Annotated in this window: 13 protein-coding genes; 3 read left to right on the top strand and 10 right to left on the bottom strand. The window is 69.9% G+C overall.

What is annotated here, in order from left to right; genetic code table 11:
- Nucleotides 1-327: 327 nt before the first annotated feature.
- Nucleotides 328-606 carry a glutaredoxin family protein gene (locus BKI49_RS20935; RefSeq protein ID WP_179332525.1) on the bottom strand — a complete coding sequence of 93 codons (279 nt, stop codon included), beginning with the start codon at nt 604-606 and terminating at the stop codon, nt 328-330.
- A gap of 184 nt (nt 607-790) precedes the next feature.
- Here BKI49_RS20935 and BKI49_RS20930 point away from each other — a divergent pair, with 184 nt between their 5' ends.
- From BKI49_RS20930 to BKI49_RS20920, 3 genes are all read left to right on the top strand, one after another.
- Complete coding sequence (locus tag BKI49_RS20930) at nt 791-1,738, top strand: HAD family hydrolase (RefSeq protein WP_095935821.1); 948 nt, start codon at nt 791-793, stop codon at nt 1,736-1,738.
- Between the two features lie 816 nt (nt 1,739-2,554).
- Complete coding sequence (locus tag BKI49_RS20925) at nt 2,555-3,325, top strand: ECF subfamily RNA polymerase sigma factor, BldN family (protein ID WP_028805573.1); 771 nt, start codon at nt 2,555-2,557, stop codon at nt 3,323-3,325.
- 253 nt (nt 3,326-3,578) lie between these two features.
- Nucleotides 3,579-4,805 carry a DUF5667 domain-containing protein gene (locus BKI49_RS20920; RefSeq protein ID WP_095935820.1) on the top strand — a complete coding sequence of 409 codons (1,227 nt, stop codon included), beginning with the start codon at nt 3,579-3,581 and terminating at the stop codon, nt 4,803-4,805.
- 106 nt (nt 4,806-4,911) lie between these two features.
- Here BKI49_RS20920 and BKI49_RS20915 read toward each other — a convergent pair whose 3' ends face one another.
- From BKI49_RS20915 to BKI49_RS20875, 9 genes are all read right to left on the bottom strand, one after another.
- The gene (locus BKI49_RS20915; RefSeq protein ID WP_095935819.1) at nt 4,912-5,961 is read right to left on the bottom strand and encodes a lysophospholipid acyltransferase family protein; all 1,050 of its coding nucleotides are present in this window, start codon (nt 5,959-5,961) and stop codon (nt 4,912-4,914) included.
- Nucleotides 5,962-5,975: 14 nt separating this feature from the next.
- On the bottom strand, nt 5,976-7,037 hold the full coding sequence (locus BKI49_RS20910) for an NAD-dependent epimerase/dehydratase family protein (RefSeq protein ID WP_095935818.1): 1,062 nt from the start codon (nt 7,035-7,037) through the stop codon (nt 5,976-5,978).
- Between the two features lie 355 nt (nt 7,038-7,392).
- Nucleotides 7,393-7,491: a 30S ribosomal protein bS22 gene (locus BKI49_RS20905; RefSeq protein WP_003948845.1), complete on the bottom strand. Its 99-nt coding sequence runs from the start codon at nt 7,489-7,491 to the stop codon at nt 7,393-7,395.
- Between the two features lie 141 nt (nt 7,492-7,632).
- A complete protein-coding gene (locus BKI49_RS20900; RefSeq protein WP_004984898.1) occupies nt 7,633-7,845 on the bottom strand; it encodes a helix-turn-helix domain-containing protein in 213 nt (70 codons plus the stop codon).
- 129 nt (nt 7,846-7,974) lie between these two features.
- Nucleotides 7,975-8,790 (bottom strand): phosphatase, encoded by an 816-nt coding sequence (locus BKI49_RS20895; protein ID WP_095935817.1) that lies wholly within the window; start codon nt 8,788-8,790, stop codon nt 7,975-7,977.
- A gap of 276 nt (nt 8,791-9,066) precedes the next feature.
- On the bottom strand, nt 9,067-10,239 hold the full coding sequence (locus BKI49_RS20890; protein WP_095935816.1) for an acetoin utilization protein AcuC: 1,173 nt from the start codon (nt 10,237-10,239) through the stop codon (nt 9,067-9,069).
- Nucleotides 10,190-11,398: an MFS transporter gene (locus tag BKI49_RS20885; protein ID WP_095935815.1), complete on the bottom strand. Its 1,209-nt coding sequence runs from the start codon at nt 11,396-11,398 to the stop codon at nt 10,190-10,192. The genes BKI49_RS20890 and BKI49_RS20885 overlap by 50 nt, the downstream gene beginning before the upstream one ends.
- A 159-nt stretch (nt 11,399-11,557) precedes the next feature.
- Nucleotides 11,558-12,259, bottom strand: coding sequence for a VC0807 family protein (locus BKI49_RS20880; protein WP_179332517.1), 702 nt, complete (start codon nt 12,257-12,259; stop codon nt 11,558-11,560).
- Nucleotides 12,260-12,405: 146 nt separating this feature from the next.
- Nucleotides 12,406-13,050, bottom strand: a complete 645-nt coding sequence (locus BKI49_RS20875) for an HAD family hydrolase (RefSeq protein ID WP_095935814.1) — start codon at nt 13,048-13,050, stop codon at nt 12,406-12,408.
- Between the last annotated feature and the right edge of the window lie 64 nt (nt 13,051-13,114).

Below are 13,114 nucleotides of genomic sequence, written 5' to 3'. Positions count from 1 at the left end.
GCAGGCGGTCACACGTACCTAGACCGCCCCGTCGAATGCAGGCTATGTCTTTGTGAACGCGTGCACAAAGATGGTGTCCGATTTGCCCGGCCAACGTGACCGGGGTCACGCGCGCCCGGCGCATACGTATGGAACCGGCGCACACGCATCTTCGTTCGGCACCTGAAGGGGGCAAAACCGCACACTCTCCTCAACGCATCCCGCCCCCGAGACCAATCGCCGTCGATCCTAGGCGACTTTCCGGACCACTTGGACTACCCAGTCAGGTCACATCGAGGTCACGGCGGGGCGGCACCGGCGTTCCCGCACGGGGTCCGCCGGGTGAATTCACCGTGTGAGGGCTTTGCGCAGACGTTCCTCGTCCACCCGCCAGAACGTGTGCTGCGCGCCGTCCACCAGCACCACCGGGATCTGTTCCCAGTACTCGCGGTGCAGTGCCTCGTCCTCGGTGATGTCCTTCTGCTCCCAGGGCACGCCGAGATCACCGCAGACCTTCTCGACCACCTGCTGTGCGTCATCACACAGATGACAGCCGGGCTTCCGGATCAGTGTGACGAGCCGTTCCTGGGAGGCCTTGCGCCGAAACATGGGACTCATGTCGGCCATTCTCGCCCCGCGCACGGCGACACGGCTCCTCGGCGGGCACATCCGCGGAACCTCCCCTGAACACCCGCGGAGCCGCTCCGGCGCACCGATGGGAGCACTTCTTTAACGGCTCGGTCGCGGAGAGTTCACAGCGCCGAATCCTCTCGACTCCGGAACCACCGAACAAACTGGCTATGCTCACGCCATGGCCGCTCTCGGATGGCTCACTCCCCGTAGGCGCTCCGCCACGGCGCGGAGCGTGTTGGCAGGCGAGGCCTCTGCGGAGGCAGCGCGCAAGTCCTCGCAGGAACTGTCCTCGCAGGAACTGGAAGAACCGGCACCCGACACCGCCGCGGAGGAACCGGAGTTCCCGGTCCTCGGCGACGACAGGGCCGCCGCGTTCTTCGACCTCGACAACACCGTGATGCAGGGCGCGGCCCTCTTCCACTTCGGCCGGGGCCTGTACAAGCGGCGGTTCTTCGAGACACGCGACCTCGTCCGATTCGCCTGGCAGCAGGCGTGGTTCAGGCTCGCCGGCGTCGAGGACCCCGAGCACATGCAGGACGCGCGCGACTCCGCGCTGTCGATCGTCAAGGGACACCGCGTCTCCGAACTGATGTCGATCGGCGAGGAGATCTACGACGAGTACATGGCCGAGCGGATCTGGCCCGGCACCCGCGCCCTCGCCCAGGCGCACCTCGACGCGGGCCAGAAGGTGTGGCTGGTCACGGCCGCGCCGGTGGAGATCGCCACGGTGATCGCCCGCCGCCTCGGCCTGACCGGCGCCCTCGGCACCGTCGCGGAATCCGTCGACGGCGTCTACACCGGCAAGCTGGTCGGCGAGCCGCTGCACGGCCCGGCGAAGGCGGAGGCGGTCCGCGCGCTGGCCTCGGCGGAGGGCCTGGACCTCTCCCGCTGCGCCGCGTACAGCGACTCCCACAACGACATCCCCATGCTGTCGCTGGTCGGGCACCCCTACGCCATCAACCCCGACACCAAGCTGCGCCGGCACGCCCGGGACTCCGAATGGCGCCTGCGCGACTACCGCACCGCCCGCAAGGCCGCCAAGGTCGGCATCCCCGCCGCGGCCGGAGTCGGCGCGGTGGCCGGCGGCACCGCGGCCGCCATCGCCCTCCACCGCCGCCGCCGCTGACCCACCCCGACGCCACAGCCCCGGCCCGCCAGGCCGGGGCCGGCCGCGTTTCCCGTACACCCCCGCGAACTCCGGGGCCGTCCGGCGGAAACGCCGGAGAGCCCCGGCCCGTCCGACACCCGAGAGCCCCGGCCCGTCCGACACCGGAGAGCCCCGGCCCGTCCGACGCCGGGGAGCCCCGGCCCGTCCGACGCCGGAGAGTCTCAGCCCGTCCGACGCCGGAGAGTCTCAGCCCGTCCGACACCGGAGAGTCTCAGCCCGTCCGGCGCTTGAGGACGAGGCCGTCCAGGCCGATCCGGGCCGCGGGGCCGAAGCCCGCACCCCCAGCCCTCCCGATCCGCCGAGCGCCGCGCACCTTTCTCCCCGGCCTGACGCGCAGGAGTTCCAGCCCGTCCGGCGCTTGAGGACGAGGCCGTCAGGCCGACCGGGGGTCTAGGGGCTGAGCCCCCAGGAGTACGGGACGGGCAAGGGGCGGAAAGGGCGCGAACCGCCCGGTCCGGCCACCGGGCCACGCCCAAATCAGCGGGTTCTACCCGCACAGCCCCGCCGCCAGTCCCCTTGCCGCGAGACGGCCACAACACGCCCCGCACTCAGACGGAACACGGACTGATCCGATCAACAACTGTTCACCAACCGGCACTTGAAAAGGCGTCGATCGGTAACAGAAGCGACGTAATCGATGATTTTAGCAACTGGGTGTAGCGCTGCCTGTACGAAGCGTTATTCTCCTCAGACGCAAACCGGTACCCCTCCGTCGCTACGACGGGTGAACGGTCCCGCACTGCACGTGATGGAAGCTCTGCCTCTGGGAGTCCCGTGTACTCACACGTCGGGGTTGACGCCTCGGGCCTGGCTACGCTGCGCGCAACGGTCCTGGACCGTCTTCGCGGCTTCGTCCCCACCGCGTACGCCGTACCCGCCCTCGCCGCCCCCGCGCCCGTCGGTCCCTGCTACGCCCTGGCCGACGGCAACGCGGCGGTCGGCAGACGGGGCCGCTCGAGCTCGGCCACCACCGCACGCCGCCCGGCCGCGGACAGTGACAGCGCCAGGATGATGGACCTCGTGGAGCGCGCCCAGGCCGGCGAGGCCGACGCGTTCGGACGGCTCTACGACCAGTACAGCGACACCGTGTACCGCTACATCTACTACCGGGTGGGCGGGAAGGCGACCGCCGAGGACCTGACGAGCGAGACCTTCCTGCGGGCCCTCAGGCGCATCGGCACCTTCACCTGGCAGGGCCGCGACTTCGGCGCCTGGCTCGTCACGATCGCCCGCAACCTGGTCGCCGACCACTTCAAGTCCAGCCGGTTCCGGCTGGAGGTGACCACCGGGGAGATGCTCGACGCGAACGAGGTCGAGCGCTCCCCCGAGGACTCCGTCCTGGAGTCCCTGTCGAACGCGGCGTTGCTCGACGCCGTCCGGCGCCTCAACCCGCAGCAGCAGGAGTGCGTGACGCTCCGCTTCCTCCAGGGCCTCTCGGTCGCCGAGACCGCCCGGGTGATGGGCAAGAACGAGGGCGCCATCAAGACCCTGCAGTACCGGGCCGTCCGCACCCTGGCCCGGCTGCTCCCGGACGACGCGCGCTGAAGCCGTACCACCCATAGTGATCCCACACGTTCAGCGACGATCAACTCACCTTCTGTAAAAGTCTGTTGACTTCGCGGTCCGATCATCCGTCGTCCGTAACCCAAGTGCCGCGACGCTCGTTGTGCGGGATACAGGCTCCCTGTGGTCACCCCTTGGCCAGCACTGATCACTCGATCGTGTGGATGTGGTCAGGGAGTGCAACCCTCAGGACCCCCTGGGGAGTCGACCGTCATGACGAGAGGAGGTGCCGCCAGTGATCGCGAACGTATCGGCACACCGGCGGGCGAACGCCTTCGCCCAGGCTCTGGAGGAGCAGTCCGAACAGGGCCCGGCGGCCGAGCAGCCCGATGGATGGGCGCCGTCCCCGGCTGCTGCGGAACGGACCGAGGAGGGCCTGCTCCTGGCCCTCGCCACCGGTCTCGGCGAGCTGCCCAAGCCGGAGCTGGACCCCGAGGTCAAAGTCGTGCAGCGAGCACAGCTCGTCGCCGCGATGGAGGCCATGCTGCTGGAGGGCACTGCCAGGGGCGAGGGCCGCGAATCCGCGGTGCCCGAGCAGCGGACCCACCGGGCCAAGGGCGCGCACCGGGCGAGCGGGCTGGGCAAATTGCGACCGCGGTCCCGGCTGTCGAAGGGGTTGGCCGCGGGCGGGCTCACCGTCGGTGTGGCCGCGGGAGCCTTCGGCGGCGTGGCCGCCGCCAGCTCCGACGCCCTCCCCGGAGACTCGCTCTACGGGCTCAAGCGAGGCATGGAGGACATCAAGCTGGGCCTGGCCCACGGCGACAGCGACCGCGGTGAGCTCTACCTCGACCAGGCCTCGACCCGGCTGAGCGAGGCGCGGCGGCTGATGGAGCGGGACCGCTCGGGCCAACTCGACCACGAGTCCCTGGGCGAGGTCCGCCGTGCCCTGTCGGGCATGCAGCACGACGCCGCGGAAGGCCACCGTCTGCTGCACGAGGCGTACGCGAGGGACGGCTCACTGGGCCCCATCCAGGCCCTGTCCGCCTTCTCCCAGTCGCATCGTGAAGCCTGGGGCGCACTGCGCGACCGGCTGCCCGTGCAGCTCGGCGACGTCAGTGACCAGGTCTCGTCGGTCTTCGACGCCATAGACGAAGAGGTCGGCCCGCTGCGCTCGTTGCTGCCCCCGACACCCTCTCCGGAGGGCACCGGCCGGCACCGCGGCAGGAGCGAGGAGGCCACCGCCTCGTCCGGGACGGACGCTCCGGCGCCCAGCACCGCCACCAGCGGCTCCTCGGCCGGCGGTCACAGCAGCGGCAAGCCGAAGCCGTCCAGCTCGGACAGCAGCAGTGACGGCCTCATCGGCGGCAGCACGGGCGGACTCCTGGACCCGCCCAAGGACACCGCCAGTTCCTCACCGTCCGGCAGCAGGAGCACCCCGGCGAGCGAGCCGGACGTCACCCTGCCCCCGCTCCTCCCGGGCCTCCTCCCGGGCCTGGGCATCGACAGCGAGGACGACAAGTAACGCACTACGCGGCTGGGGGCGCCCTTCTCCGGAAGGGCGCCCCCAGCCGCGTACAGGCGCGCGTACGAACCGGTCCCGCCGAAGAACTCGGCAGGACCCGAAACACTCAGAAGAACACGGACCGCCGCTGCACCAGCAGCTTGTACAGCGTGTGCTGGATCTGCTCCCTGACCTGGTCCGTCAGATTGAACATCAGCATCGGATCCTCGGCCGCCTCCGGCGGATAGCCGTCCGTGCGGATCGGCTCACCGAATTGGATCGTCCACTTCGTGGGCAGCGGAATCGCACCGAGCGGCCCCAGCCACGGGAAGGTCGGCGTGATCGGGAAGTACGGGAAGCCCAGCAGCCTCGCGAGGGTCTTCGCGTTGCCGATCATCGGGTAGATCTCCTCCGCGCCCACGATCGAGCACGGGATGATCGGGGTGCCCTGGCGCAGGGCGGTGGAGACGAACCCGCCGCGGCCGAAGCGCTGGAGCTTGTAGCGCTCGCTGAACGGCTTGCCGATGCCCTTGAAGCCCTCCGGCATCACACCGACCACTTCGCCCCGTTCCAGGAGCCGTTCTGCGTCCTCCGCGCAGGCCAGGGTGTGACCGGCCTTGCGGGCCAGCTCGTTGACGACCGGCAGCATGAAGACCAGGTCGGCGGCGAGAAGGCGCAGATGACGGCCCGCGGGGTGGTTGTCGTGGACGGCGACCTGCATCATCAGGCCGTCCAGCGGCAGGGTCCCCGAGTGGTTGGCGACGATCAGCGCCCCACCCTCGGACGGGATGTTCTCGATGCCCTTCACGTCGACGCGGAAGTACTTGTCGTACAACGGCCGGATCAGCGACATCAGGACCTGGTCGGTGAGTTCGGCGTCGTAGCCGAAGTCGTCGACCTCGTAGTCACCGGTCAGCCGGCGGCGCAGGAAGGCCAGGCCCCCGGCGATACGCCGCTCCAGACCGCCGCCGTCCTGCGGCTGCTGGGGTGGCTGTTCCTCACGCGTCACAGGAACATCATCCTGTGGGACGGCCGGGCCCGGCAGGGGCTGGACCTCACGAACCACCACGGGCTCGCTCTTGCGCCGGCTCCCCGCGGTCCGGCGCCGCTGCGGGCGCTGCATCGCAGCCCCGCGCGACCGGTCGTCATCGAACGGAATGACTTTGGCGTCCGCCATCGTTGATGCGCTCCTCAGTTGGCGCTCTGCGTCGGGGGGTGGCCGCCGCCCAGGACGGGCAGCGCGGCGATCCGGTCGACGGCCCCCGCAAGGGCCTCGGGGGGCAGGAGTCCGGGCCCCCGGCTGCGGGCGAAGTCCGCGAAGGTCTCCGCGGTCGTGTACTTCGGCTTGTAGCCCAGCGTTTCGCGCATCTGGTTCGTCGACACGACCCGGCCGTGCGTGAGCAGCCGCAGTTGCTCCGGCGAGAAGTCCGTCACGCCCAGGGTACGCACGGCCGTGCCCGCCCAGCTGAGCGCGGGCAGCAGCAGCGGCACCGTGGGCCGGCCGAGACGTCGCGCGCACTGCGAGAGCAACAGGACGCCGTCGCCCGCGATGTTGAACGTGCCGCTGTTGAGGGTGCCGCGCTCCGGCTCGTGCGAGGCGAGTCGCAGGACCTCGATCACGTCGTCCTCGTGCACGAACTGCAGGCGCGGGTCGTAGCCGAAGACGGTCGGCAGCACGGGCAGCGAGAAGTACGAGGCGAGCGGCGAGTCCGCGCTCGGCCCGAGGATGTTGGCGAACCGCAGCACGCACACGGCCACATCGGGCCTGCGGCGCGCGAACCCGCGTACGTAGCCCTCGACCTCCACGGTGTCCTTCGCGAAGCCGCCGCTGGGCAGCGACTTGGGCGGTGTGGTCTCGGTGAAGACGGCGGGGTCGCGGGGAGCGGAGCCGTACACGTTGGTACTGGACTTCACGACGAGCCGTTTGACCGTCGGGGACTTCTGGCAGGCACCCAGGAGCTGCATGGTGCCGATGACGTTGGTCTCCTTGACCGTGGTCCGGCTGCCGCCGCTCAGCGCCGTACCGGTCACGTCCATGTGCACCACCGTGTCGACGGTGTGCTCGGCGAGCACCCGCGCGATGGCCGGCTGGCGGATGTCCGCCTGCACGAAATCGGCGCCGCCGAGATGATGCTCGGGCGGGACCGCGTCCACGGCGACCACCCGGTCGACCTGCGGGTCACGCTGGATCCGTCGCACGAACCGGCCCCCCAGCTGGCGGGCCACTCCGGTCACGAGCACGACCTTCCCCAAGATCAGCGCCTTCCTTCCAGAACTGGACGTAGCTCTGCGCGTACCCTGCCGGGTTCCCCGTGTGCCGCCAACCTAGCGGTTGGATGTTGCGCTGTGATGACCGCCCGATGCATGAAGTGACGACAGCCACAGACGTACGACCAGACCCAGCCATTCGGCCTAAGGCTCACACACGTCCACGCCCCGCACCGGACCGGCCCCGAACCTGCGCCGAACCCGGCGCGAACCGGCGCGAACCCGGGACCGGATCGGCGCCCGCACGGCCGCGCGGACCCGCCCGCACAGCCACCCCGGACACGCACGTGGCCCCCCACCAGCCGGTGGGGGGCCACGTCATGCGCTTGTGCGGCGCCGCTTACTTCTTGTTGCGACGCTGAACGCGAGTGCGCTTGAGCAGCTTGCGGTGCTTCTTCTTCGCCATCCGCTTGCGCCGCTTCTTGATAACAGAGCCCACGACTACCCTCGCTCACTTCTCTTTACTCGGTGCTGGGCTGCATGGGCCCACACGACCTATGAGGGGCCAGCCTACCCGTCCGAGCGCCGAGGTCGTAATCGAGGGGTTCCGGGAGATCTCCACGATCCCCCGGAAACGCCGTCAGGCCGTCTCCACCCCCACATAGCTCTCACGGAGGTACTCGTGAACCGCTTGCTCCGGCACCCGGAAGGACCTCCCCACCCGGATGGCCGGCAGATGACCGCTGTGCACCAGCCGGTACACGGTCATCTTCGACACTCGCATCACCGAGGCGACCTCCGCCACGGTAAGGAACTGAACCTCGTTCAGAGGCCTCTCGCCAGCTGCAGCCATGACACACCTGAACCTTCCGCACTCGACGGCCACCGGCTTCCCCTTCCGGTGACTCTTCGTCGTTGCGTGCTCACTCCCCAGACTAGGGGCGGGTGATGCGAGTGGGGAAGAGGGGATGCCATCGGCCGCCTACTGTGACAGACACGCTCGATTGAGTACATAGCGAGTAAGCGGTCGGTAGTAATCAGACCGCACAGCGTCATCAAGCGGAACGACGACGGACACCTGCCCCTCTGCCTCTCCGACGAAGAGCGCAGGATCGTCCGTATCGGCCAGCCCCATCGCCTCGAACCCCAGCTGACCTGCCCCGCAGACCCATCCGTGGTCCCCGATGACCAGCTCCGGGAGGGGGCCGCCGGCCTCCGCGGCGGCCGCCAGAGCGGTCCGAACCGGGAGCGGCGAGTGGGTGTGCGCGCCGGTCGCACGCCCGGTGGCCTGCACCCCTGGTTCGCGCACCAGCGCGACACCTTGTACGTAGTCAAGGTTGTACGTGCGTAGGCCGAACCGGGTCGTTATGTCGACACAGCTACCCTTCGCGGGAGTGAGGACCGTACATCCCGCCGCCGACAGGGCGTCCGCGAGAGCGGCGTAGAAACCGATCAGCCGGTGCGGATGACCGGTGCCGAGGAGCACCGGAGTACGGCTGCGGGCCGCCTCGCCGAGCCGCTGCGCGAAGGCGTCGAGCGCCACCAGGGTGCGCTCGGGATCGATCACATCATGCCCTGAAGTGTGCGCGGGATCGGCCGAAACCCCGCACTTGTCGGCCATCAGCTCGATCAAGTCCTGCTGCCGCCAGGTCCATTCGGGATCGAGGCCGAGCAGCATCCGGGGATCGCGGGCGGCGAAGAGCCGATAGCTGCGCAGGCTCTCCTCGCGCGAGGTGGCCACGGGCCCGGCCAACCGGGCGGCCAGCAGGTGTGCACGCATTGCTCCGGTGCTCAACACGTCAGCGATGCTGGCGCATCCATCGCCGCCACAAGCCCAAAACGCAGAAAATGCCCCACAGTTGGCCTAATGGGTCCACAGTGCCGGCACCGCTTCCGGCCGGGAGTCGCCCTAGGGGGGTTTCGTTCGGATCGGGTCGGATCGGGCCGCGTGGTCCGGCGCGGTGCATCGCAAGGCGGAGGATCACCCGCGTACTGGGCGTACTCGGGTGGTCCGACAACGCGGCGAGGTGCCGTGCCGGGCGTCGCGGACCCGGGCCGATCCCAACGAAGCCCCCTAGGCCAACAGACCGCGCAGCGGGAACACGGCCCTGCGGGTGGCGACGATCGCCTGGTCCAGACGGTCCGCGGGGTCGTACCCCGCTTCCCAGTCCTTCCAGGGCACGGGCCAGCGACCGTCCGTCATCCGCGCCGGCGCCAACTGCCGGGCACGAGCGAAGACTTCCTGCCGCCAGCTCTCGGGGATCACCGTCTCGGGTGCCAGCGGCCGGCCCGCGGCGATCGCGACCAGGTGCGTCCAGGACCGCGGCACGACCTCCACCACGGCGTACCCGCCGCCACCGAGCGCGACCCAGCGCCCGTCCGCGTACTCGTGCGCCAGGTCGTGGCAGGCCATCTGCACCGCGCGCTGGGCGTCGAGCGAGACGGCGAGGTGCGCGAGCGGGTCCTCGAAGTGGGTGTCGGCGCCGTGCTGGGTGACCAGGACCTGGGGCCGGAAGTCCGCGATCAGCTCGGGCACCACCGAGTGGAAGGCGCGCAGCCATCCGGCGTCCCCGGTGCCGGCGGGCAGGGCGACGTTGACCGCGGAGCCCGCCGCCTTGACGGCGCCGGTCTCCTCCGGCCATCCCGTCTGTGGGAACAGCGTCCGCGGATGCTCGTGCAGCGAGATCGTGAGGACCCTCGGGTCCTCCCAGAAGGCCGCCTGCACTCCGTCGCCGTGGTGCACGTCGACGTCGACGTACGCGACACGCTCGGCTCCCAGTTCGAGCAGCCGGGCGATGGCGAGCGCGGCGTCGTTGTAGATGCAGAACCCGGACGCGGCACCGGGCATCGCGTGGTGCAGACCGCCCGCGAAGTTCACGGCGTGCAGCGCGTCTCCGCGCCACACCGCCTCGGCGGCCCCCACGGACTGCCCGGCGATCAGCGCCGACACCTCGTGCATCCCGGCGAACGCGGGGTCGTCCACGGTCCCCAGCCCGTACGACGAGTCCGCGGACCCCGGGTCGGCGGACGCGGCCTTGACCGCCTCCACGTAGTCCTCGCGGTGCACGAGCCGCAGTGTGGAGTCCCCGGCGGACTTCGCCGCGACGACGTCGACGTCACGGTCGAGCCCGAAAGCGCCGACCAGGCTCCGGGTCAGCGCGAGCCTGACCGGGTCCATCGGGTGCTCGGGACCGAAGTCATAGCCCGTTACTGCCTCGTCCCACATCAGCTGTGCGCGGCCGCTCATGACCGTCACCGTATCGGTTTGGTTCAGGGGCGAACGACCGGGCGTACCCCAAGGTCACCAGGACCAGCACCATCGGTACGAGCATGGCGCCCCGGTAGTTCCAGGCGTCCCCCAGGGCCCCGACCAACGGCGAACCGATCAGGAAGCCCACGTAGTTGAAGATGTTCAGGCGCGCGATCGCCGTGTCCGAGGCGCCCGGGAAGAGCCGCCCCGCCGCCGCGAAGGTCTGCGGCACGATCACGCACAACCCCAGGCCCAACAGCGTGAATCCGAGCATGCCCACCCAGGCACCGGGGGCGACCGCCACGACCGCGAACCCGAGCGCCGCCACCACCGCCCCGAGCCGCACCACGGCCACGGCCCCGAAGCGCCGCACCCCGAAGTCGCCGATCGCCCGGCCCAGCAGCGTCGTCACCATGTACACGTTGTACGGAACGGTCGCCAGCTGCTCGGAGCTGCCCAGCACGTCCTGAAGGTACTTGGCGCTCCAGTTGGAGACCGTCGAGTCCCCGATGTACGCGAACGTCATCACGAGACACAGCGGCAGCAGCAGCTTGAAGACGACGGGCCCGCCCTCGGCCGCCTCCCGCTGCTCGGGCGCGCCCCCGTCGACATACCAGCGGCTCCCCACGAACGTGGCCGGAAGCAGCACCAGCGCCACCGGCAGGTAGGACACGAGCAGCGACAGGTGCCAGTGCGCCCCCGCCCACGCGAGCGACGCACCCACGATCCCGCCCAGGCTGTACGCGGCGTGGAAGCCGAGCATGATGCTGCGTCCGTACGTCCGTTGGAGGCTCACCCCGAGCATGTTCATCGAGGCGTCGAGCGCGCCGACCGCGAGACCGAAGGCGCCCAGGGCGATCGCGACCTCGACGAGGTGGTCGCCGGCGCCGACACCGAGCAGGGCGAGCAGCACGACCGGCTGGGACCAGCGCAGCAGACGGCTGGCCGGTATCCGCTTGACCAGGTGCTCGGTGGTCACGCTGCCGACCCCGGCGAGGATGGGCACGGCGGCCAGGAAGACGGGCAGCAGCGCGTCGGATATCCCGTAGCGGTCCTGGATGGCCGGGATGCGCGTCACGAGGAGCGCGAAGGTGGCGCCCTGAGCGAAGAAGCTGAACGCCAAAGAGGCCCTACCGCGTCGCAGCACATCTGTCATGGCGGCGAGCGTAGGGCCCCGGCTTACCGGTGGGTAGATCAAGCCGAAGATGAATTTTGCTCATCTCTTCGGGTGAAGCGGTGGAGCGGCACTCCGTGGGGACCGGGCCGAGCCGGTCGAGCGGCTTCTCGGGTGAACCGGGGCGGGCGGCCCCGCCGTTCAGCGGGTCCGGCCGGCCAGCTCCTGCTCCAGCAGCTTCTCCATCGGGACGACCGCGAAGCGCCCGCTGAGGAGGATGGCCAGGCCGATCGTGGCGACCATGACGACCGTGCCGAGCCAGACCATGGTGTCGACCGGCAGCGTGTACGCGCCCACCACCCGCAGCACGCACTCACCGAGCAGCGCCGCTCCCCAGATGAGGGAGAAGGTCCGCTCCGCCTGCCGGAACCGCTCGGAGCCGGCGAGCAGCCGCTCCCAGGCCGCGTTCTTGGCCGCGTCGCCCTTGATCAGGAACGGCTTCATCCCCTGCGTCATCATCGGCCGGCCGAGCCGCACCGACAGCAGGATGCCGATACCGACCACGCTGCCGACACCGCTGTCCTTCGCCAGCATCAATCGCGGGTCGCCGGCGACCAGGCTGAGGAGCAGTCCGACGACGTTGACGAGGAGGATCAGTCCGGCCAGCCCGTTGAACGTGCGCTCCTTCACCAGGCTCCACAGCGTCCGCACCGCCGGCACCACGCTGCTCCAGGCCAGAGCCGCCACGGTGCTCATCCCGAACCCGTTCTTCAGGAGGTAGTACGACGCCAGGGGCACCGCCACGTCCATGATCAGCGGCAGGAAGCTGGGCTTGGCGGCGGCCGGGCCGGTCGCCGCGACGGCGGTCGCTTCGGTGCTGGTCTCGATGGTCGTGGCGCTCATGATCGGGTCCCTCCGTCGTCGCTGTGTACGTCCCGTTTCGATGTACTCAGCTTCGCGGTCGGACCCCGTCCGCCGACAGAAACGATCGTCCGGAGCTCCGCATGACAAATGTCAGTCGCCGCGCATGGACGCCGTCACGGGCGGCGTCATACCAGCAGGTCAGCCAACTCGCCCATGTCGGAGAACAGTTGGGTGGCGCCGCCGAGTTTGGCGGCGGGTGTCATGGCGGTGAACCCGTACACGTCCATGCCTGCCGCATGCGCCGCCTGCACGCCCAGCGGGCTGTCCTCCACGACGACACACCGCCGCGGCGGTACACCCATGCGCTCGGCGGCGTGCAGGAACAGGTCGGGGGCGGGCTTGCCCCGTCCCACATCCTGCGAGCTGAAGACGCGCTCTTCGTCGAACCATTGGTCGAGCCCCGTCTTGCGGTGCCCCACCCGGATCCGCTCATGGCTCCCTGAGGAGGCCACGCAGTACGGCACACCGTCCGCGGCCAACTTCTCCAGCACCTGCACGGCACCGGGAACGGGCTCCAACTCCCGCTCGAAGGCGGCGAAGACGCGTGCGTGGAAGACGTCGTCGAAGTCGTCGGGAAGCCGCCGGCCGCTGCGCTCGTGCACGAGGTCGTGGATGCGGTGCATCGCCGAGCCCATGTAGTCCCTGATGGAGTCCTCGTACGAGGTCGGATGCCCCAGCTCGGTGAGATGGGCGGCCAGGATCGTGTTGGAGATCCGCTCGCTGTCCACCAGGACACCGTCATTGTCGAAGATCACCAGGTCGTATCGCATGGGTCGACCCTAATCGACCCGCGCAACGGCACGCAGGCAGCCCGTAAACGCAGAAAACCCCCGC

The sequence above is a fragment of the Streptomyces sp. Tue6028 genome, from assembly GCF_002300165.1.
GTDB lineage: Bacteria > Actinomycetota > Actinomycetes > Streptomycetales > Streptomycetaceae > Streptomyces > Streptomyces siamensis.
The sequence above is the reverse complement of the archived record's forward strand: the minus strand, read 5'-3'. Positions and strand labels throughout refer to the sequence as shown.

What these genes read in the sequence shown, in the direction of transcription:
- BKI49_RS20935 (WP_179332525.1), bottom strand. Translation starts at nt 606, where the DNA reads ATGGCCGACATGAGTCCCATGTTTCGGCGCAAGGCCTCCCAGGAACGG.
- BKI49_RS20930 (WP_095935821.1), top strand. Translation starts at nt 791, where the DNA reads ATGGCCGCTCTCGGATGGCTCACTCCCCGTAGGCGCTCCGCCACGGCG.
- BKI49_RS20915 (WP_095935819.1), bottom strand. Translation starts at nt 5,961, where the DNA reads ATGGCGGACGCCAAAGTCATTCCGTTCGATGACGACCGGTCGCGCGGG.
- BKI49_RS20900 (WP_004984898.1), bottom strand. Translation starts at nt 7,845, where the DNA reads ATGGCTGCAGCTGGCGAGAGGCCTCTGAACGAGGTTCAGTTCCTTACC.
- BKI49_RS20890 (WP_095935816.1), bottom strand. Translation starts at nt 10,239, where the DNA reads ATGAGCGGCCGCGCACAGCTGATGTGGGACGAGGCAGTAACGGGCTAT.
- BKI49_RS20885 (WP_095935815.1), bottom strand. Translation starts at nt 11,398, where the DNA reads ATGACAGATGTGCTGCGACGCGGTAGGGCCTCTTTGGCGTTCAGCTTC.
- BKI49_RS20880 (WP_179332517.1), bottom strand. Translation starts at nt 12,259, where the DNA reads ATGAGCGCCACGACCATCGAGACCAGCACCGAAGCGACCGCCGTCGCG.
- BKI49_RS20875 (WP_095935814.1), bottom strand. Translation starts at nt 13,050, where the DNA reads ATGCGATACGACCTGGTGATCTTCGACAATGACGGTGTCCTGGTGGAC.